This window comes from Leucobacter sp. PH1c (genome assembly GCF_000633415.1).
GTDB lineage: Bacteria > Actinomycetota > Actinomycetes > Actinomycetales > Microbacteriaceae > Leucobacter.
In genome coordinates, this window is record NZ_AYMV01000001.1 from 13,888 (window position 1) to 33,938 (window position 20,051).

Below are 20,051 nucleotides of genomic sequence, written 5' to 3' on the forward strand. Positions count from 1 at the left end.
CTCGAAGGAGAGCCCCATGTCCACATCAGTCGATGTCCACCGCAGTGATCCGGCGACCGCGTCGCCGCCCGAGGGGATGAAGCGAGAGTTCACCCTCTGGTCGGCGTTCTCGCTCGCGTTCGTCTTCGTCTCGCCGATCGTCGCGATGTACGGCATCTTCGGGCTCGGGCTCGAGACGGTCGGGCCGGCGTTCTGGTGGGGGTGGGTGGTTACCCTCACGGGCCAGCTCACCGTCGCGATCGCGCTCGGCGTGCTCGCTTCGCGCTGGCCGCTCGCGGGCGGCGTGTACCAGTGGTCGCGTCGCCTGGTCAGTCAGAAGTACGGCTGGTTCGCCGGGTGGGCCTACACCTGGGCGCTCCTGATCGCGCTCAGCTCGGTGTCATACTCGGGCTCGGTGTTCATCGCGATCCTGTTCGGGCTCGACGCGAGCTCGCCCGCGGTGCTCGTGCCGTTGTCGGTGGCCTTCCTCGTGGTGACCACGCTCGTGAATATCTCGGGCCGCGCCGTGGTCAAGGCGGTCGCTACGGCCTGCATCGTTGCGGAGATCGTCGGTTCGGTGGGTGTCGCGGTGTACCTGCTGCTGTTCGGGCGGGAGCAGGATCCGAGCTTCCTGACCGAGGGGCTCGCCGCCGCGCCGGAGACGCCGTTCATGATGACCCCGTTCGTGCTCCTCGTCGCGATCGCGGGCTGGTCGTTCCTCGGCTTCGAGAGCGCGAGCAGCATTGCGGAGGAGGTGAAGAATCCGCGCCACGCGGTGCCGCGGGCGATCGTGTTCTCCCTGCTGGGGGTCGGCCTCGTGATCCTCTTCACGAGCTTCGCGATCCTGCTCGCGATCCCGGATCTGCCGCAGATCCTCGCCGCGTCCGAGGGGGATCCGATCATCGCGGTGCTCGCGTACCATTTCCCGCCCGTGGTCGTCGATGTGATCCTCGTGCTCTTCATCATCGCCTTCCTCGCGAGCCTCGTGGGGATCCAGGCCGCGGCCTCGCGGCTCGTCTGGGCGAATGCCCGCGAGGATGAGCTCCCGGCGGCGGCGTGGCTGAAGCGGCTCCGTGGCGAGGGCGGGCTGCCGGTCAACGCGATTCTCGTGACGGGGCTGGCCGCGATCGGGGTGCTCCTCGTGCTGCAGAACGACTACGCGAACACGCTGCTCGTCTCGTTCACGACGGTCGGCTTCTACGTCGCGTTCGCCTTCCCGGTGGTCGGCCTCGCCTACGCGCGGATCCGCGGCACCTGGCACCCGGGCGAGCGCCTGTTCATGGGGCGCGCGGGCACGGTGATCTCCTGGATCGCGCTCGTGTGGCTCGCCCTCGAGATCACGAACGTCCTCTGGCCGCGCGAGGCGCCCGAGCTCTGGTGGGTCAACTTCGCGCCGCTGATCGCCTCGGTGGTGGTCGCGGGAGCGGGGGTGCTCGTGTACCGGCTCTCCCCGGTCGGCCGCGGCCACGTCGCGCCGTCGTCGGAGCTCTCCGCGCGCACCGATTTCACGCCGACCGTCCCGAACACCTCACGAGAAGGAGAATGACCATGAGCCGTCTGTACCGCTGGCCGGAGTACGATGCCGTCGCCCTGCACCGGGCACGGTTCGCGCGGGTGGAGTCCGTCATGCGGGAGCAGCGCGTCGATGCGCTGCTTCTCGTCGGGCCGGATCACATCCGCTACGCGACCGATTTCCGCGCGCACCTCACGAACGAGTCCGAGTGGTTCGCGGCGCTCGTCCACAGCGATGGCGAGGCGGAGCTCTTCCTCCCCTACATCGATGAGACGGCGAGTGCGCCGTACCCGGATCTGCCCTGGATCTCCCGGGTGCACGCGATCGCCTCGTGGTCGGCCGCGACGGCGAATCCGCGCACGTGGGTGCGGGTCGTCGCGGGCGCGCTCGCGGCGCTCGGCGGCGCTCGACGCATCGGCGTCGACGGGGTGGATCAGACGCTGCTCGCGGGGCTCTGCGAGGCGCACCCCGATCACGAGTTCGTGTCGGTGACGACGGCGCTCCACCGCGTGCGACGGGAGAAGCACCCGATCGAGGTGGAGCTCCTCGAAGCGGCGTCGCGGGTGAACGCGGGCGCGATGGAGGCGGCGCTCGGGGCCGCCCACGTCGGCGGGACGGATCACGATGTGCTCGCCGCGGCGATGAACTACCAGCAGGCCGCTGGCGTCGAGTTCGTCACCCACTCCGTCTGTAACCTGCGCAACGGCAGCGGCGACTGGTTCGCGGCCGGCCGCCGCTTCGCGGAGGGCGACCCGTTCTTCTTCGACATCGGCTGCTACGGCGCGGGCGGCTACGCCTCGGACGCCGGGCGGAGCGGCTTCGTGGGGGAGGGGCGGGAGGAGCACCTCGCCGCCTACGAGCACCTGCTCACGGCGCACCGGATCGCTCAGAGTCTCGCGGTCCCCGGCGCGAAGGCCTCGACCCTTCTGGCCGCCTGCAACGAGTACCTCGAGGGGCACGGCCTCGGGCGCACGCCGTACGCGATCGGGCACGGGGTGGGGCTGCGGATCTGCGAGCTGCCGACGCTCTTCTCCCCGGGGCTCATGGATGAGGACGTCGAGCTGATCGAGGGCGAGGTCATCGCGCTCGAGCCGGAGACCACCGTCGTGGTCGACGGGGTCGAGACGGTCCTGAAGATCGAGGACAACTTCGTCGTCGAGGCCGCGGGGCTGCGACAGCTGACGAACGTTCCGGACGCGAGCGAGTTCGTCGGCGCGGACGGCTGACCGACCGGGTCGCGGCGCGAGCTATTCCGCCGCGACCCGCTCGAGCATCCAGGTGGTGATATCCGCGATGATCTCGTCGCGGTTGGTCTCGTTGATGATCTCGTGCCGCGCCTCGGGGTACAGCCGCAGGGTGACGTCGCGAAGGCCGCGCGCCCGGTAGGCGGCGGCGAGGCGCTGCAGGCCGTCGGCGCGGCTCAGCGGGTCGGCCGCGCCCGCGGTGATGAGGAGCGGCAGATCGGGATCGAGTCCGGCCGCGGGGGTGCCGAAGAGCCGGAGCCCGTCGGCGATCCCGAACAGCTTGATGATGTCGGCCTCGAAGCACAGCGGGTCGGCGATGAAGGCGTGGGCCACGGCGGGCTCGCGGCTGAGCCACTCGAAACCGTTCGCGGTGGCGCCGGCCCAGGAGGCGTTGAGGTCGCCGCTCTCCATGAACCGCGGCGTGCGGTACGCGGAGCCGGAGAGCACGAGGGCGTCCCAGGCGCGCGGGTGGGCGTTGAGGATCCGCTGCGCCATCAGGGAGCCCCAGGAGTGGGCGAACATGATGAGCGGCACGCCGGGGGTGCGCTCGCGCGCGAGGTCGGTGAGCTGGAGGATCTCGGCCTCGGTCGCGCGGAGGCCGCCGGGCCCGAGCTTGCCGAGGCGGCTGAGGTCGCCGCCGTGCTGGCGGCGCCCGGTCTCGCCGTGGCCGCGGTGATCGTCGGCGACGACGGTGAAGCCAGCCTGCGTGAGGTGGCGGGCGAAGGCGTCGTAGCGCAGCGCGTGCTCGCCGATGCCGTGGGCGATCTGCACGATGCCGATCGGCTCGGCGGCCGCCCACTCGTAGGCGCTGATGGTCACGCCGTGCGCGTCGTCGTAGCTGAACTCGGTGGGGCCACTCGCTGCTGCGCTCATGCCCCCATTCTGCCCCGCGCGGGCGCGGTGCGCACCCCGGGATCTCCCGTGCGCGCGCCCCGGAAACCCCGGGGTGCGTGCCCCGGAACCCCCGGGTGCGCACCCGCCCGAGTACCCCCTACCGCTGGTGCGCGACCGCGCCGTCGACGAGCGTGAGCGTCGCCCCGGTGCCGAGGAGTTCGGCGGGCGCTCCGACGAGCGGGTCCGCCGCCCACACCGCGATGTTGGCCCGGTACCCGGAGGCGATGCGGCCGAGCTCGTCGGCACGGCCGGTCGCGGCTGCGGCCCCGAGCGTCAGCGCTTCGAGCGCCTGCGCCGGGGTGAACACGCGCTCGGGCTGGTAGGCGGCGCGGCTGCGGTCGAGGGCGGATTCCGCGGTGAGCGCGATGAACAGGTTGTCGGGGGCGACGTGCGGCGCGGTCGGGGCGTCGGTGCCGAGCGCGAGCGCGACGCCGGCCTCGCGGAACTTGTGCCACGGGAAGCCGGTGTGCGCGCGCTCGTCGCCGAGCACGGCCTGCCAGTTGTCGAGCACGGCGGGATCGCAGTGCACGGGCTGCATCGACGCGGTCACGCCGAGTGCGGCCATGCGGGCGATCGTGTCGTCCGCGACGTACTCGAGGTGCTCGACGCGCGCGCGGCGGTCGGCGCGCGGCCCGTTGACGCGGATGCACTCCTGCACCATGTCGAGGGCGATCGTGCTGGCCTCGTCGCCGATGGCGTGGAGCGCGAGCTGGAGCCCGGCGGCGTCGGCGGCCACGGCGACGGGGAGGGCGAACTCTCGCTCCCAGATCGGGCGGGGCAGCGCGCCGTTGGCGTACGGGGCGCGCATGCTGGCCGTGCACGCATCGATCACGCCGTCGAGGATGAACTTCACGCCGACGATGCGCAGCCAGGTGTCGCCGTAGGCGGCCGAGATCTCGTCGCGGATGCGGGCGATCTCGGCGATCTGCGCGACGTCGGTCTCGAGGTCGCCGGAGGCGGTGAGCAGCCAGTGCGCGTTCACGGGGAAGGGGAGCCGCCCGTCGCGGTCGAGCAGGCGGCGGTAAGTGACGACCTCGGCTTCGCCGAAGGACATCTCGGTCGCGCCGGTCACGCCGGTTTCGAGGTACGCGTCGAAGGCGGCGGCGAGGTAGGTGTCGCTGTCCTCCTGGCTGCGGACCGCGTCGAGGTAGCCCCAGGCGTAGGTCATGGCTGCGGTCTCGAGGAGGAACCCGGTGGCGTCGCCGTTCGCGTCGCGCACGATCTCGCCGCCGACGGGGTCGGGGGTCTCGCGCGTGATCCCCATGGCCTCGAGCGCGGCGGAGTTCACCCAGACCGAGTGGAGGTCGTTCGCGTCGAGGATCACGGGCACGTCGGAGACGACGGCGTCGATCATCGCGGCGGTGGGCTGGGCGCCGTCGGTGAAGATGTCGAAGAGCCAGCTGGTGCCGAGCAGGCGCGGGGCGTCGGGGGCGGCGGCGCGGGCCGCGGCGAGGCGCTGCTGCACCTCTTCCAGGGTCTTCGCGTCGCGCAGCTGCACCTTCGAGAGCGATTCGCCGAGCATGAGCATGTGCGCGTGGCCCTCGACGATGCCGGGCGTCACGACCGCGCCGCCGAGGTCGACCTCGGCGGCCTCGGGGCCGGCGGCGAGCCGCACGGAGGCGAGGTCGCCCGCCGCGAGCACCCGGTCGCCGCGCACGGCGAAGCACTCGCGCGGCGCGACCGCGGCGTCCCCCGTGAAGACGGTGGCGTTGCGGTAGATGGTGGTCTCGGAGCTCATGTGTCTCGCTTTCGTTCGATCGGGATCGGGCGGGCGCCGGGGTGCGGCGCGTCCGCGGGTGAGGAAGGGCCTGCTGCGATCGTACGCGGTACGGCCGTGCGCGGTCAGGCCGCGCGCTCAGCGGCGCGGGCGAGCGCCTGCTCCGCGCCCACGGACACGCGGGCGATGAGCACGGTGGGCACGATGACGAGGAAGCTCACGAGCCCGGTGATGAGCGTGAAGCCGGGGATCCCGATCCCCTCGATGAGCGCGCCGCCGATGAGCGGCGCGAAGCTCGAGCCGACGAGGTAGGCGCCGAGTAGCGGCCCGGACCAGCGGCCGCGCGCGTCGAGCCCGGCCGCGGTCGCGATGAAGAGCGCGAACGCGAAGGCGTAGATCGTGTTCACGGCGATGATGAGCGCGGCGAGGAGCAGGGGGTCCGTGGCGAAGCCGATGGCGATCTTGCAGGTGCCGCCGAGCGCCAGGGCGACCGCGAGGGGCACGGCGCGGCCGATCCGGGCGCCGAAGATGGACACGATGAGCATGCCGAGGATGCCCCCGGCGGCCGCGAGGCTGAGGGCGAAGCCGAGGGGCTGCTCGCCGAGGCCGACCGCATCGCCGAGCACGGGGGCCATGGTCCAGATGGCGTCCTCGCTCGTGCCCCAGAGCGGGAACACGACAAGCACGGCGATGCCCGCGATCGTGATGCGTCGGGGCTCGGCGATCTGGAGGCTCGTGGTCACGTCGACGGGGGCGGCGTGCTCGGGGGAGTCGGGGAGCCAGGCGGCGAGGGCGAGGCCCGCGAGCGAGATGAGGGCGAGCGTGCCGAAGACGCTGCCCTGCGAGATGCCGATGATCGGCACGAGGGCGAGGATCACCGTGATGAGGATGCGGTTGACGAGGCCGCTCGTCGCGGAGACCCGGTTGGGGTTGCGGAGCGCGGCGATCGCGGCGCCCGAGGTGGAGATCGCGGCGCCCACGCCGGCGCCGCCGACGATGAGCCCCGCGACGGCGGGCCCCGCGGCGGGGACGAGCGCGGCGACGCCGAACGCGAGCGCGGCGACGGCGAGGCCGGCGATCGCGAGCGGGCGGCGCGCACGGCCGGCCGCGAGACGGGAGGTGCCGAGCCCGACGATGGCGGAGGCGAGGAGCGCCCAGGTGAGGATGTTGCCGCTCGCGATGACGTCGAAGCCGAGGCCGCCGAGCGCGGTCATGACGAAGGGCGCGAGGTTCGCCATCATGAGGCTCGCGAGGGCGATGATGAAGGTCGCGCTCCCGTTGCGGAGGGTGAGCGGGTGGCGCGGGTCTGCCGCGATGGGGGTGGTGGTCACGAGGGTTCTTCTCCGGCTGCACTGGCGGTGAGTCGTGTCGATGCAATTAATCGAAACGGTTTCGGTTTTCGTGAACATCGTGCCCCGTGTGCGAGGATCTGTCAAGCAGCACCGACGAAGGGACCCCCGTGGCGAGACCCCGCACCGCCCGGCTCAGCCGGGAGATCATCGGGCGTGCCGCGCTCGAGTACGTCGAAGCGGGGCACGAGCTCCAGCTCGTGCCGCTCGCGCGGCGGCTGGGGGTGAGCGTGTCCTCGCTCTACCATCACGTCGACGGACGCGACGGTGTGATCCGCGCGATGCGCCAGGTGCTCGTCACCGAGTACATCGCGGTCGCCCCGGAGCACACCGACTGGGAGAGCCGGATCCGCAGCGAGGTCGAGCTCACCTGGCGCATGTACGCGGACCACCCGCGGGCCCTCGAACTCATGCTCACGGTCGTGATCGATGAGCCCGATGTCCTGCGCTTCTACAGCGCGCTCGCCGCAGCGCTCGGCGACGCGGGCCTCCCCGAGGACGAGATCCTCACGACGATCGAGGTGATCGACGCGTTCACCTTCGGGGCCGCGCTCGACGCCCTGTCGCCCGAGGCGATCCTCGACCCCGAGCGCTCGGGGGAGCTGCTCGGGCCGCTGCTGCGTGCGCACCCGAGCGGCGCGGAGCGCAACCGCCGCGTGTTCGATCGAGGGCTCGATTTCATCATCGCCGGAGTACGCTCGCGCGCCGCGGCGCGCGGCTGAGGGTCGTGCGCGGCTCAGATCATGTACTCGAGCTCGTGGTACGCCCCGCGGTAAAAGAGCAGTGGCGCACGGCTCGGATCCGTCGAGATCCCGCTCACGCGCACGAGGAAGATGAGGTGGTCGCCCGCCTCGACCTCGCGCTCGATCTCGCCGGCGACCCACCCGGTGACCCCGTCGATCGTCGGCGCGCCGTTGCTCGGCGAGGGCGACCAGGCGACGCCGCGCCACTTGTCGGTTCCGGAGCGCGCGAACTGGCCGCTCAGGTGCTGCTGCTCGGCGCTCAGGAAGTTCACGACGAGGCGCCCGTGCGCGCGCACCGCGGCGAGGCTCCGGGAGGTGCGGGCGATCGAGAAGGTGATGAGCGGCGGATCGATCGAGACGCTGAAGAACGACTGGCAGGTGAAGCCGACCGGCCCGTCCGCGCCGTGCGTGGTGATCACGGTGACGCCCGATGCGAAGCCGCCCATCGCGTCGCGGTAGCTGCGCTCGTCGAAGGCGGGCGCGGCCTCCACCGCAGGCGCGCCCGGCGCCGCTGCGGCGCTCATGCCGCGCTCCCGGAGCCGAGGAGGGGCAGCTGGGTCTCCGACCAGGCGTCGAGTATCTCGTCTCGGCGGTCGAAGCGCGGGGTGGGGAAGGCCAGGCCGCGGGTGGGCACGCTCGCGCCGAGCTCGACGAGCAGGGGGCGCAGCGTGAACTCGACCGCGAGCGCGTGCTCGTCCGAGGCGGTGGTGAAGACCGGCACGGCGGTGACCCCGGTGAGCGCGCCCGCGGGGGAGCGGTCGAGGAACGCCTTGAGGAGACCCGTGTAGCTCGCCTTGTAGGTCGGCGAGGCGATCACCGCGAAGCGGGAGGCCCGCAGCTGGTCGAGGAGCGGGTCGAGTTCGGGCGAGGGCCAGGCGAAGAGTGAGCCCGCGTGTTCGATGAGGTCGACGGTGGGGAGCGGGGCTGCTCCCGTGCGGGCCGCGATGCGCGCGGCGAGGTCCTCGGCGATGCGCCGAGTGCGGGATCGCGGCTTGGGGTTGCCGACGATCACGGAGATGGTGGACACGATGATCCCTTTCCGGCGTCGTCCGCGCGGTAGCGCGAGCGGCGCCCGTGCGTGGGCGGCGCGGAGGGCGCCGCGGCAGACGGGGGCATGATCCACGGTGTGATGTCGCGGAGCGGCCGGGGATCTCATCCCGCGGAACTGGTGCCAGTGTAGGTCGCTCGGCGGCGGGCCCCCGCGGCCGCGCAACACGGCGTAATGGTCATTTTTCGTCACAGAGGTGGACAGCCACCCGGGCCGTAAACATAAGCTCCCTGCATGTCTCCCATAACTACAGCTGCTGGATTCACGGTCGGCGTCGAGCTCGACGGCGCGGGATCGCACCCCGCCGCCTGGCGTGAGCCCGACGCGCGCCCCGACGCGCTCTTCTCGGCCGGCTACTGGACCGAGCTGCTCCGGATCGCCGACGACGCGGGGCTCGACTACGCCACCTTCGCGGACGCCCTGAGCCTCCCCGCGCCCCCGCGCGCCGACCGGGTCGCCGGACGCCTCGACGCGCTCCTCACGGCGAGCTGGGTCGCCCCGCGCACGACGGGGATCGGCCTGATCCCCACCGTCACGACCACGCACACCGAGCCCTTCCACGTGGCCACGAGCCTGCAGACCCTCGATCACATCTCCGAGGGCCGCGGGGGCTGGCAGCTCCGCGTCTCCGCCGAGCCCGAGGCCGCCGCCGCGTTCGGCCGGCGCACCGCTCCCGACATCGATGCGCGCCGGGTCGGCGCGGGGGAGTCGGATCCCGGCCTGGACGAACTGCTCGCCGAGGCCGCCGAGGTCGCCGAGGTGGCGCGGCTGCTGTGGGCGAGCTGGGACGCCGACGCGGAGATCCGCGACGCCGAGACCGGCCGCTTCCTCGACCGCGATCGGGTGCACCACGTCCGCTACGCGGGCGAGCGCTTCTCCGTCGCGGGGCCGTCGATCGTGCCGCGCTCCCCGCAGGGACAGCTCCCGATCACGGTGCTCTCGCACTCGCCCCGCGTCCACGAGCTCGCGGCCGACGCCGCCGACGTCGTGTTCATCACCCCGGAGAGCGCCTCCGCGCGCGCCGGGGCCTCGCGGGGCCGCACTGCCGCCGAGCTCGTCGCCCAGGTGCGCGAGGCCGAGACCGCCCGTGAGCGCGCCGCGAGCGGTCGGGCGCCGCTCCGGATCGTCGCCGACCTTATCGTCGCGCTCGACGCCCCGGAGGAGACGGGGGCCGCCCGCCTGGCCCGCCTCGACGCCGCCGACGGGGAGGTCTACGAGAGCGACGCCCGCATCGCCTCGGGAACCGCGGCGGAGCTCGCCGAGCTCATCGCCGCGTGGCGCGACGCGGGAGTCGACGGGGTCCGGCTGCGGCCGCTCACCCTGCCGGGCGACCTGACCGCGATCGCCGACGAGCTGCTGCCCCTGCTCCGCGAGCGCGGCCTCGCCCCCGCGCCGGGCCGCCGCTCGCTGCGCGAGCGCTTCGGCCTCGCCCCCGCGCCCCTGCGCGGACCACTCACCCGCACCGCACCCGAGGAGAACGCCGCATGAGCACCGCATCGCACCGCGCCGGGGACGCCGCCAAGCGGCAGGTCCACCTGGTCGCGCACTTTCCCGGCGTGAACAGCGCCACCGTGTGGAGCGACCCGGCATCGGGCAGCCAGATCGACTTCGCGTCGTTCCGCCACTTCGCCCAGACCGCCGAGCGCGGCCTCTTCGACTACGTCTTCCTCGCGGAGGGGCTCCGCCTCCGCGAGCACGGCGGGCGGATCCACGATCTCGATGTCGCCGGGCGCCCCGCGACCCTCGCCGTGATCACGGCCATGGCCGCGGTGACCCGGAGCATCGGCGTCGTCGGCACGCTGACGAGCACCTTCAACGAGCCCTACGAGCTCGCCCGCCAGCTCGCCACGATCGACCACCTCTCGGGCGGCCGCGTCGGCTGGAACGTGGTCACCTCGCCCGATGCGTTCCACGGGGGCAACTTCCGCCGCGGCGGCTTCCTCCCCTACGCCGAGCGCTACACGCGGGCGGAGGAGTTCGTCGCGCTCGCGAAGGAGCTCTGGAACTCCTGGGATGCCGACGCGGTCCTCGCCGACCGGGCCGCGGGCCGCTTCATCGATCCCGAGCGCGTGCGCGCCGTGCATCACAGCGGCCCCCAGTTCACGGTCTCCGCGACGAGCACGGTGCCGCGCAGTCCGCAGGGCTTCCCCGTGATCGTGCAGGCCGGCGACTCTCCCGCGGGGCGGGACTTCGCGGCCGCTAACGCCGAGATCATCTTCTCGCGGCACACGAGCTTCGCCGAGGGCCAGGCCTTCTACCGCGACGTGAAGGGCCGGCTCCCCGGGGTGGGCCGCAGCGAGGACTCGCTCCTCATCCTCCCCGGCGCCAGCTTTGCGCTCGGCGACACCGATGGGGATGCGCGCGAGCGCGCACGAGAGATCTCGCTCGCCCAGACGAGCCCGCAGACCGCGATCGCCTGGGTCGAGGCGATCTGGGGGCACGAGCTCCCCGGCCTCGACCCGGACGGAGCGCTGCCCGAGTCCGAGCCGAGCGCGGGAGCGCAGCGGCAGGGACAGGTCTCCACGCAGGTCGCGGATCGGGTGGCGCGCGCGGCGCAGCTGCGTGACCGCGCGCGCCGCGAGGGGCTCACGCTGCGCGAGCTCGTCGCCGCGGAGACCGCCTCGCACACCTTCGTGGGCTCCCCGTCGAGCGTGGCCGCGCAGATCGACCGCGCCGTGCAGGAGCGCGCATCGGACGGTTTCGTCCTCGTGCCGCACCTCACGCCGGGCGGGCTCGACGAGTTCGTCGACCGGGTGGTGCCGCTGCTGCAGGAGCGCGGCGTGTTCCGCACCGGCTACGACGCGGATCCCGAGACCGGCGCGGGCCCCACGCTGCGCCGCACCCTCGGCCTGCCGCGCCCGCCGCACGTGCCCTGGCGCGCGCCCGCGGAGCCAGCTCCGGCGGCGGAGGCCGAGCCCCGCGCGGAGGTCCTGGCATGAGTGCGCCGCAGCCCGCGGTGCCCGCCGCGCAGTCCGCGGCGCAGCCCGCCGCGCAGTCCGCCGCGCAGTCCGCCGCGCGGTCCGCGGGACCCACCGTCGAGCCCGCGGATGGCGAGCTCGTGCCGCGCATCGTCCACCCGAGCGACCCGCTCGCCGCCCCGCTGCTCGCCGACCTCGAGCGCGAGTACGACGCGCGCTACGGCGTCGAGGTGTTCGGCGAGCCGGCCTCGGTCGAGCTGAACCGCTACCCCGCGGAGGCCTTCACGGCGCCCGAGGGCGCGTTCCTCCTGCTCCTCTCGGGCGGCGAGGCGGTCTCGGGCGGCGCGTTCATGCGCTTCGACGAGCGCACCGCGGAGTTCAAGCGGATTTGGACCCGCGCCGACGTGCGCGGGCGAGGCCTTGCGAAGCGCGTGCTGGCGGCTCTCGAGCGCGAGGCCGGACGCCTCGGCTACGAGCGCATCTACCTCACCACGGGGCCGCGCCAGCCCGAGGCGGTCGCCCTGTACCTGAGCACGGGCTACACGCCGCGCTTCGATCCCGCACGCCCCGCCGCGGAGGTGGGGGTGCACCCGTTCACGAAGGAGTTGGGGCCGGGGATCCGCCGCCCCGCCGCCCGCGCTCGCGCGGGGACGACGAGCAAGGAGACCCGATCATGACGACGAACACCGAGACCGCGAGCCCGGAAACCGTGAGCTCAGAGACCGCGAGCCCGGAGACCGCGAGCCCGGAGACTGCGAGCCCCCCGCCCGTCGTCGTGGCGCGCGCGGCTCCCGCCCCGCACTCCGCGGAGCACGTCGTCCCGCTGCGGCACTGGTGGCGATGGGCGTTCAGCGCGATCGCCGTGTTCGTGCTCGCGCAGCTCGTGTGGACCTTCTTCTCGAATCCGCAGTGGCGCTGGCCGGTGTTCGCCGAGTACTTCTTCAACGAGGCGGTGCTCCGCGGGCTGTGGCTCACGCTCTGGCTCACGGCGGTGTCCGCGGTGATCGGCTTCGCCCTCGGGGGCCTCCTCGCCCTCGCCCGGCTCTCGGGGTCGGGCCTGCTCAGCTCCTTCGCATGGGGGTTCATTTGGTTCTTCCGCTCGGTGCCCCTCGTCGTGCAGCTCGTGATCTGGTACAACCTCGGCTACCTCTTCCCCACGCTCGGGATCGGCTGGCCGTTCAGCTACGACTTCTGGCTCGTCGAGTTCGACACGGTGCGCCTGCTCTCCTCGACGGTCGCGGCGATCCTCGGCCTGTCGCTGCACCAGGCGGCCTACTCCGCCGAGATCATCCGCGGCGGACTGCTCTCCGTCGACCAGGGGCAGATCGAGGCGGCGAAGGCGCTCGGGATCCCGCGCGGCCGGCGCTTCTTCCGGATCGTGCTGCCGCAGGCGGCCCGCGCGATCCTGCCGAACGCGTTCAACGAGGTGATCGGGCTGCTGAAGGGCACCTCGGTCGTGTTCATCGTCGCGCTGCCCGAGCTGTTCTACACGGTGCAGGTGATTTACAACCGCAACCAGCAGGTGATCCCGCTGCTGCTCGTCGCCGCCGTCTGGTACACGATCTTCACCACGGTGCTGAGCATCGCCCAGTACGGGATCGAGCGCCGCTTCGCCCGGGGCACGGCGCGCGAGCTGCCGCCCACCCCGCTCCAGCGGATCCGCCGCGCGCTCAAGGCCCGCCCGCAGTCGCGCCCGCCGGCGGCCCACACCGTCGCGGCGCTGAACACGAGCGCTCACTGAGCCGCTGATCCCGCTGCGCCCGCCGGGCACGGCACCGCCGCACCCCGCAGACTTTCGATCCCATCAGAGGAGACCGCCATGACCACCGCGCCACTCGCGCCACCCGCGCCAGCGCCCACGCCACCCCCAGCAGGAACCCCCGCCCGCCCGGGCCTCGTCGAGATCACCGAGGTCTCGAAGTCGTACGGCGCCCACGAGGTGCTCCACGGTATCTCGCTGCGCATCGAACCGGGCCAGGTGGTCACCCTCCTCGGCCCCTCGGGATCGGGGAAGTCGACGCTGCTCCGCGCGATCAACCACCTCGAGACGATCGACTCCGGATCGATCACGATTGACGGCGACTACATCGGCTACGAGCTGCGCGGCGGGCGGCTGCACGAGCTCCCGGAGAAGCAGGTGCTGGAGCGGCGCACCCGCGTCGGCATGGTGTTCCAGAACTTCAACCTCTTCCCGCACCTCACGGCGCTCGAGAACATCATCGAGGCACCCATCGGGCTGAAGCGCGCGAGCCGCTCCGAGGCGATCGCGCAGGCGCGCGAACTCCTCGCCCGGGTGGGGCTCGCCGACCGCGCCGACCACTTCCCCCGCCAGCTCTCGGGCGGGCAGCAGCAGCGCGTCGCGATCGCCCGCGCGCTCGCCCTGCAGCCCGACGTGCTCCTCTTCGACGAACCGACGAGCGCGCTCGATCCCGAGCTCGTTGCGGAGGTGCTGAGCGTGATCCGAGACCTCGCGCAGAGCGGCACGACGCTCGTCATCGTGACCCACGAGATCGGCTTCGCCGCCGAGATCGCCGACCACGTCGTGTTCCTTGACGCGGGCCGCGTGGTCGAGGAGGGCCCGCCCGAGCGCGTGCTCCGCGAGCCCGAGCAGGCCCGCACGCAGGAGTTCCTCGACTGGGTCATCTGACCCCACGATCGTTCTTCCCCGAGCTGTCCCGCACGTCCCTCCCCCCCTCCCGCACGTCCCTCCCGTACCTCCCGTACCCGTCACTCACCGAAAGTCACCATCATGATCCGCTCTTCCCGCCGCCGCTCCGGCGTCGCTCTCACCGCCTTCGCCGCGCTCGCCCTCACGGGGCTGGCCGCGTGCAGCTCCGCCGCCCCCGGCACGGGGGACGGCGCCGACGGCGCCGTCGCGCCCGGCGTCGCCGAGTCGCCCTTCGACCTCTCGAGCGCCAACGCCGACGCGCGGCCGCGGATCGACCCGATCCCCGAGGCGGTCGCCGCGCTCGAGCGCAGCGGCTTCACCCCGATCCAGGAGGGCAAGCTCACGGTCGCGCACTCGGCCTACGAGGCGCCGCTCAGCTTCCTCGCCGAGGACGACAACCGCACGCTGCTCGGGGTCGAACCCGACATCGCCCAGCTCGTGGCCGACGGCCTCGGCCTCGAGTACGCGCCCGAGAACGTCGCCTGGGCCGACTGGCCGCTCGGCGTCGAGTCGGGCAAGTACGACGTCGTCGTGTCGAACGTCACCGTCACCGAGGAGCGCAAGGACCTCTTCGACTTCGCCACCCACCGCAACGACGTGCTCGCGTTCTCCGTGCAGCGGGACAGCGAGATCGAGCAGATCAGCGAGGCGAAGGACGTGGCCGGCCTGAAGGTCGTGGTCGGCAGCGGCACGAACCAGGAGAAGATCCTGCTCGATTGGTTCGCGCAGAACGAGGCGGCCGGGCTGCCCGCCGGCGAGCCCGTCTACTTCGACGACAACGCGGCGGCCCAGCTCGCCCTCGCCTCCGGCCGCGTCGACGCGCTCTTCGGGCCGAACCCGACCGCGGCCTTCGCGGCGGCGGTCGGCGGCGAATCGAAGGTCGTCGGCACGCTGAACGGCGGCTTCCCGGAGAACGCGCAGATCGGCGTGACCACGGCGAAGGGCAACGGCCTCATCGAGCCGGTGGCCATCGTGCTGAACGCGATCATCGCCGATGGCACCTACGCGACGGCGCTCGACCGCTGGGACCTCAGCGACGAGGCCGTCGACGAGTCGCTCGTGAACCCGCCGGGGCTTCCGCGCCCGTAGTTCCCGCGCCACCCCGCCCAGCCACTCTCGAAAGGACACCCATGCCCGCGCCCCAGGCCCCTGCGGCCCCCGCGACTCCGTTCCCTACTCCGCCCGCGTCCCCGGCCCGCCCGCTCGCCCGCACTCGCCCGCTCCGCCGCTCCCGATCGCGCCTCGCCGCGGCGGCCACCGCGGCAACACTCACCGCGGCGCTCGCGGCCGGGCTGGCCGGCTGCAGCGCGGCGGCGGCCCCTGCGGCCCCCGCCCCCGCGGGCGGGGAGACCTCCGGCGCGGTGTTCGACCTCACCACGGGGAACCTGGAGACGCGGCCGCACATCGAGGCCGTCGCCGACGCGGTGGCCGAGCTCGAGGCCAGCGGCTTCACCCCCGTGCAGCCGGGCAAGCTCACGGTCGCCCTCGGTGGTGCGGGATCCCCGCCCACCTCCTTCTTCGCGGAGGACGATGCGCAGACGATCATCGGCAGCGATGCCGACTTCGCCTCGCTCATCGCGGAGGGCCTCGGCCTGGAGTACGCGCCCGAGAACGTCGCCTGGGCCGACTGGCCGCTCGGCATCGAATCGGGCAAGTACGATCTCGCGCTCACCAACGTGGGCGTCACCGAGGAGCGGAAGGAGCTGTTCGACTTCGCGAGCTACCGCGACGCCGTCATGGGCTTCTCGGTCGCCGCGGGCTCCGACATCACCGAGATCGCAGAGCCCGCGGATGTCTCCGGGCTCCGCGTCATCGTGGGGAGCGGCACGAACCAGGAGAAGTTCCTGCTCGACTGGTTCGCGCAGAACGAGGCGGCCGGGCTGCCTCCGGGGGAGCCCGTCTACTACGAGGACTCGGCTGCCGGATCCCTCGCCCTCGCCTCCGGGCGCGCCGACGCGAGTATCGACCCGCACGCGCTCGCCGCGTTCCGCGCCGCGACGCTCGGGGAGACCCGTGTGGTGGGCAGTTTCAACAGCGCCTACCCGGTCGACGGGCAGGTGGGCGCGGTGACGGCGAAGGGCAACGGGCTCATCGAGCCCGTGCGCACCGTGATCCAGTCGCTCATCGACTCGGGCGTCTACTCCGAGGTGCTCGGCCGCTGGGGGCAGGAGGAGGAAGCCGTCACCGAGTCGCGCGTCAACCCGCCCGGGCTGCCGAAGCCATGACGGCGACCGCCGCCGCTCCCCGCGATCCGGGGGCACCGGTCGAGATCGTGACCGTCGGGGCGGGGCCCGCGGCCGCGATGGTCCTCGAGCGGATCGTCGCGAACCACGCGCGGGACACGCCGGAGCTGCCGCTGCGGATCCGGCTCGTCGACCCGTACCCGCCGGGCGGCGGGCGGATCTGGCGGCGGGATCAGTCCCCGCTGCTGAAGCTGAACTCGATGCTGCGCGACGTCGCGTTCTTCACCGACCCGTCCTGCGCGTTCGAGGGGCCCGTGGCGCCCGGGCTCTCGCTCGCCGAGTGGGTGCGCGCGGTGCGAGCGGGGAGCGTCCCCGCGCCCGAGTGGGCCGACGCGCGGCTCCGCCGCGAGATCGCGGAGATCGCGGACGACGGCTTCCCCACGCGCCGCCTCAACAACGCCTACCTGGAGTGGGCGTTCGCGGAGACGCTGCGGCGGGCGGCGCCCGCCGTGCGGGTGAGCTGGGAGGAGGATCGCGTCGTCGCGGTCGAGGACCCCGCGCACTCGGTGGCTTCGGGCGCGCGCCCCGGCCCGGCTCCCGGCCCCGAGCAGCACCTCGTGCGTCTCGCGTCCGGGGGCGTGCTCGCGGCGGACATCGTCGTGTACGCGGTGGGCCACACCGGCGCCGAGCCCTCGGCGGACGCGGCGCAGCAGGCGGCGTTCGCCGAGCGGCACGGGCTGCGCTACGTCGCCCCGGCCTTCACCGCCGACGTCGACCTCGCGGACGTGCCCGCGGGCGCCGACGTGATCGTGCGGGGCATGGGCCTCGCGGCGATCGACCTGGGGGTACTCCTCGCGGAGGGGCGCGGCGGCCTGTTCGTTCCGCGCGCCGACGGCTCGCTCCGCTACGCGCCGAGCGGGCGGGAGCCGATCCTCCACTTCGGGTCCCGGCGCGGGGTGCCCTACCGCTCGAAGATCACGAGCCAGGTGGTGGGCGACCCGGTCGAGCTCGCCTACCTGGGCGCCGGATTCCAGGCGGAGACGGCCGTCCGTGCGGAGCCGCTCGACTTCGAGCGCGATGCCTGGCCGCTCGTCGCCGCCGAGCTGGTCACGGGCTACTACCGGGAGCTCTGCACGGGGCACCGGGATCGTGTGCGCAGCTCGTGGACGGCGTTCGCGCCGCGGCTGCGGGAGGCGCTCGCCGAGCCCGATCCGGCGGTGCTCGCCCGCCTCATCGCGGAGCAGGTGCCCGATCCCCAGGATCGCTTCGACCTCCCGGCCTTCGACCGCCCGCTGGCAGCGGCCCCTGCCGGGTCCGATCCTGCCGGTTCCGATCCCGTGGGATCCGATCCCGCCGGTTCCGATCCCGCCGCGCCGGATCGCGCGGGACCCGTGCACGAGCGCGTGCTCGCGCACATCGCGGAGGACCTCCGGCTCCGCACGAGCCCGGAGCACAGCGCCACGCAAGCGCTCTTCCTCACGGGCCTCTACGCGTTCCTCGCGCTCGCCGAGATCCCGCCCGAGCGCTGGAACGCGCGCAGCCGCACCCGCGCGCTGCCCCGCCGCTGGTTCAGCTTCTTCAGCTACCTCGCGAGCGGTCCGCCCGGCCACCGGCTGCACGAGCTCCTCGCACTCGCCGAGGCCGGCGTCGTCCGCTTCCTGGGCGGCGACCTCGTGCTCGAGCGCGACGAGCGGGCCGGCCTCTTTCGCGCCACGGGCTCGGCCGTCACGGGAATTTCTGCCACGGGCGCCGTGACGTTGCCCACGGCCACCGCGAGCGTGAGCGCCCGGATCCTGATCGATGCCTGGCTGCCGGAGGCGCGCGCGGCCGAGAGTGACAACCCGCTCCTCCGCCAGCTCGTGGCGAGTGGGCGGGCGCGCGAGCTCGCCGTCGCGGATCCCGAGCGCGGCACGATCGCCACGACCGGGCAGATCGAGGCGGAGCGGGACGGGAGCCTGCCCGGGGCGCCCCGCCAGTTCGCCGTCGGCCCGTTCGTCGCCGGCCTCACCGGCGGGGCGTTCACGCGGCCCGGGCTCAACTCGCTCCCCTTCCGCACGCACGACCGCTGCGCGCGCGCGATCCTCGCGGCCGCGGCGGAGCTCGCCGCACACCGCGATTCGGCGCGAGTCGCGGCCGCGGGTGGTGCCGCGCCGGTGCCGGGAGCGGTGGATCCGGTGCGCCCGCCGGAGCGCGGCCGAGTGCACCGCTGATCAGGGCGCGTAGAAGCGGAACTGCAGCGCGCGCACGACGAGCTGGGCGAGGTTGTCCGCGACGAGCTTGTCGCGGAGATTCTTCGTGTGCGACCTCGCAGTCCACACCGAGATCCCGAGCCGGTGCGCGATCTCGTCGTAGCCGCGGCCCTCGCAGACGAGTGTGAGCACTTCGAGTTCCCGGCGAGCGAGCCGGGGCGCGACGGCGGGGGCGCCCGGCAGCGGGTCGCCGCTGATCACGATGTCCTGGGCGAGACGTCGGAGCGCGCGGGGATCCTCGCCGCGGGCGAGCCGGGTGATGCTCGCGCGCAGCTCGCCGGGCGGCGCGCCCTTGGAGCAGACCGCCAGCGCCCCGGCCTCCAGGGCGCGGGCGATCCCCGGCCCGGGCGCCAGCGTGGTGAGCACGACGACGCGCACCTCCGGGAGGAGCAGGCGGAGCTGCGCGATGGCCTCGATCCCGGACATGCCGGGCGGCATCGTGATGTCCATCAGGACGAGCTGCGGTGCGACCCGCGGCGCGAGCTCCAGCGCACGGTCCCCCGAGTGCGCGATCCCGACGACGGAGATCTCGGGATCCGGATCGAGCGCGTGTGCGAGCGCGGTGGTGGTCCACGGGTCGTCGTCGACGATCATCACCCGCACGGGCTGCGCGATCATGCGGGGATCCCGTGCGGCGAGTGAGCGCCGCCGCACTGCGCGAGCGGCAGCAGGACGTCGATGGCGACGCGCTCGTCACGCTCCCGTACGGTGCACGTTCCCCCGCTCGTGCGTGCGCGGAGCGCGAGGCTGCGGGGTGGTCCGTCCGCACGGAACGTGCCGGGATTCCTGCTGCTCAGGTGCAGCGCGGTGCGGTGCTGCACGGGGACGGAATCCACGGCGATCAGGCAGCTCGACCGAGCGGCCGAGTGCTTCACGATGTTCGTCGCGAGCTCTTGGAACAGGAACAGGCTCGTTTCGAGGTCCCGGGAACTCGCCCGCTGGGGGAGCCGCTCGAGGCGGAGCTCGACCTCGAAACCGCCCGCGCCGAGGATCGCCGCGCGGGCCTCCACCGCGGTGCGGAACTCGATATCGAAGGCGACATCGGTGTCCGGGTGCCGGGCGGACCCCGAGAGCCGCGCGAGGAGCGCGCGCAGTTGCTGCTGCGTGTGCGCGGTGACGAGAGCCAGCTCGGTGAGCTGTGCCGGGCGGGATCCGTCCCGGGCGGTGAGCACGCTCACGATCGCCGCCTGCGTGGTGAGCCCGTGCGCGATCGTGTCGTGCGTGTCGAGCGCGAAGCTCCTGCGCAGCTCCTCGATCGCCCGTCGGTGCTCCTGCGCTGAGCGCAGCCGCCTCGCCGCTTCACGACGGGCCCGGCGCTCCGAGGCCACAGCCGTGAGCCCGAGCACCGCGGCCAGCGCCCAGCCCGCGACGTGCCCGGGTTCCGGGCCCGCGACCGTGGAATGGAGCAGCCCGGCGAGCGCGACAAGGAGGAGCGCGGCCCGAAGGAGCGGCGCGATCCAGCGCGGCCCTCTGAATCGGGCCAGGCCGGTTCGGCTCCGGGAAGCGTTCGGAACCGGATGCGTGCGGTTCATGGCGTCGACCTGCT

18 protein-coding genes are annotated in these 20,051 nt (G+C 73.3%); 11 read left to right on the forward strand and 7 right to left on the reverse strand.

Annotation, left to right across the window (positions count from 1 at the left end; genetic code table 11):
- The first annotated feature begins 16 nt into the window (after window positions 1-16).
- Both U874_RS0100050 and U874_RS0100055 read left to right on the forward strand, forming a co-directional pair.
- Entirely contained in the window at window positions 17-1,525 is a 1,509-nt protein-coding gene (locus tag U874_RS0100050; protein ID WP_025132502.1) for an APC family permease, read from the forward strand.
- A gap of 2 nt (window positions 1,526-1,527) precedes the next feature.
- Window positions 1,528-2,718 (forward strand): Xaa-Pro peptidase family protein, encoded by a 1,191-nt coding sequence (locus U874_RS0100055; RefSeq protein WP_025132503.1) that lies wholly within the window; start codon window positions 1,528-1,530, stop codon window positions 2,716-2,718.
- A 21-nt stretch (window positions 2,719-2,739) separates the two neighbouring features.
- Here the strand turns inward: U874_RS0100055 and U874_RS0100060 are convergent, their stop codons facing one another.
- The 3 genes from U874_RS0100060 to U874_RS0100070 form a co-directional block, all read right to left on the reverse strand.
- Complete coding sequence (locus tag U874_RS0100060; RefSeq protein ID WP_025132504.1) at window positions 2,740-3,609, reverse strand: alpha/beta fold hydrolase; 870 nt, start codon at window positions 3,607-3,609, stop codon at window positions 2,740-2,742.
- A gap of 118 nt (window positions 3,610-3,727) precedes the next feature.
- The gene (locus U874_RS0100065; protein ID WP_025132505.1) at window positions 3,728-5,368 is read right to left on the reverse strand and encodes an amidohydrolase; all 1,641 of its coding nucleotides are present in this window, start codon (window positions 5,366-5,368) and stop codon (window positions 3,728-3,730) included.
- A 104-nt stretch (window positions 5,369-5,472) separates the two neighbouring features.
- Entirely contained in the window at window positions 5,473-6,678 is a 1,206-nt protein-coding gene (locus U874_RS0100070) for an MFS transporter (protein ID WP_051582723.1), read from the reverse strand.
- A 128-nt stretch (window positions 6,679-6,806) separates the two neighbouring features.
- On the opposite strand from U874_RS0100070, the gene U874_RS0100075 reads away from it, so the two are divergent.
- Window positions 6,807-7,418, forward strand: coding sequence for a TetR/AcrR family transcriptional regulator (locus U874_RS0100075; protein ID WP_025132507.1), 612 nt, complete (start codon window positions 6,807-6,809; stop codon window positions 7,416-7,418).
- Window positions 7,419-7,432: 14 nt separating this feature from the next.
- Here U874_RS0100075 and U874_RS0100080 read toward each other — a convergent pair whose 3' ends face one another.
- Both U874_RS0100080 and U874_RS0100085 read right to left on the reverse strand, forming a co-directional pair.
- Window positions 7,433-7,963: a flavin reductase family protein gene (locus U874_RS0100080; protein ID WP_025132508.1), complete on the reverse strand. Its 531-nt coding sequence runs from the start codon at window positions 7,961-7,963 to the stop codon at window positions 7,433-7,435.
- Window positions 7,960-8,466: an NADPH-dependent FMN reductase gene (locus tag U874_RS0100085; protein ID WP_025132509.1), complete on the reverse strand. Its 507-nt coding sequence runs from the start codon at window positions 8,464-8,466 to the stop codon at window positions 7,960-7,962. Before U874_RS0100085 ends, U874_RS0100080 begins: the two co-directional genes overlap by 4 nt.
- Before the next feature lie 255 nt (window positions 8,467-8,721).
- Here U874_RS0100085 and U874_RS0100090 point away from each other — a divergent pair, with 255 nt between their 5' ends.
- From U874_RS0100090 to U874_RS0100125, 8 genes are all read left to right on the forward strand, one after another.
- Window positions 8,722-9,975 (forward strand): LLM class flavin-dependent oxidoreductase, encoded by a 1,254-nt coding sequence (locus U874_RS0100090; RefSeq protein WP_051582724.1) that lies wholly within the window; start codon window positions 8,722-8,724, stop codon window positions 9,973-9,975.
- Complete coding sequence (locus U874_RS0100095; protein WP_025132511.1) at window positions 9,972-11,426, forward strand: NtaA/DmoA family FMN-dependent monooxygenase; 1,455 nt, start codon at window positions 9,972-9,974, stop codon at window positions 11,424-11,426. Before U874_RS0100090 ends, U874_RS0100095 begins: the two co-directional genes overlap by 4 nt.
- The gene (locus U874_RS13965; protein WP_025132512.1) at window positions 11,423-12,082 is read left to right on the forward strand and encodes a GNAT family N-acetyltransferase; all 660 of its coding nucleotides are present in this window, start codon (window positions 11,423-11,425) and stop codon (window positions 12,080-12,082) included. Before U874_RS0100095 ends, U874_RS13965 begins: the two co-directional genes overlap by 4 nt.
- Window positions 12,079-13,146 (forward strand): amino acid ABC transporter permease, encoded by a 1,068-nt coding sequence (locus tag U874_RS0100105; protein ID WP_025132513.1) that lies wholly within the window; start codon window positions 12,079-12,081, stop codon window positions 13,144-13,146. The genes U874_RS13965 and U874_RS0100105 overlap by 4 nt, the downstream gene beginning before the upstream one ends.
- Window positions 13,147-13,224: 78 nt before the next feature.
- A complete protein-coding gene (locus U874_RS0100110; protein ID WP_025132514.1) occupies window positions 13,225-14,052 on the forward strand; it encodes an amino acid ABC transporter ATP-binding protein in 828 nt (275 codons plus the stop codon).
- Window positions 14,053-14,154: 102 nt separating this feature from the next.
- Entirely contained in the window at window positions 14,155-15,162 is a 1,008-nt protein-coding gene (locus U874_RS0100115) for an ABC transporter substrate-binding protein (protein ID WP_025132515.1), read from the forward strand.
- A 41-nt stretch (window positions 15,163-15,203) separates the two neighbouring features.
- The gene (locus U874_RS0100120) at window positions 15,204-16,298 is read left to right on the forward strand and encodes a transporter substrate-binding domain-containing protein (RefSeq protein ID WP_025132516.1); all 1,095 of its coding nucleotides are present in this window, start codon (window positions 15,204-15,206) and stop codon (window positions 16,296-16,298) included.
- Complete coding sequence (locus U874_RS0100125; protein ID WP_025132517.1) at window positions 16,295-18,466, forward strand: FAD/NAD(P)-binding domain-containing protein; 2,172 nt, start codon at window positions 16,295-16,297, stop codon at window positions 18,464-18,466. Before U874_RS0100120 ends, U874_RS0100125 begins: the two co-directional genes overlap by 4 nt.
- Here the strand turns inward: U874_RS0100125 and U874_RS0100130 are convergent, their stop codons facing one another.
- The gene (locus U874_RS0100130; RefSeq protein WP_025132518.1) at window positions 18,467-19,123 is read right to left on the reverse strand and encodes a response regulator transcription factor; all 657 of its coding nucleotides are present in this window, start codon (window positions 19,121-19,123) and stop codon (window positions 18,467-18,469) included.
- Window positions 19,120-20,037: a hypothetical protein gene (locus tag U874_RS0100135; RefSeq protein ID WP_025132519.1), complete on the reverse strand. Its 918-nt coding sequence runs from the start codon at window positions 20,035-20,037 to the stop codon at window positions 19,120-19,122. Before U874_RS0100135 ends, U874_RS0100130 begins: the two co-directional genes overlap by 4 nt.
- Window positions 20,038-20,051 lie beyond the last annotated feature (14 nt).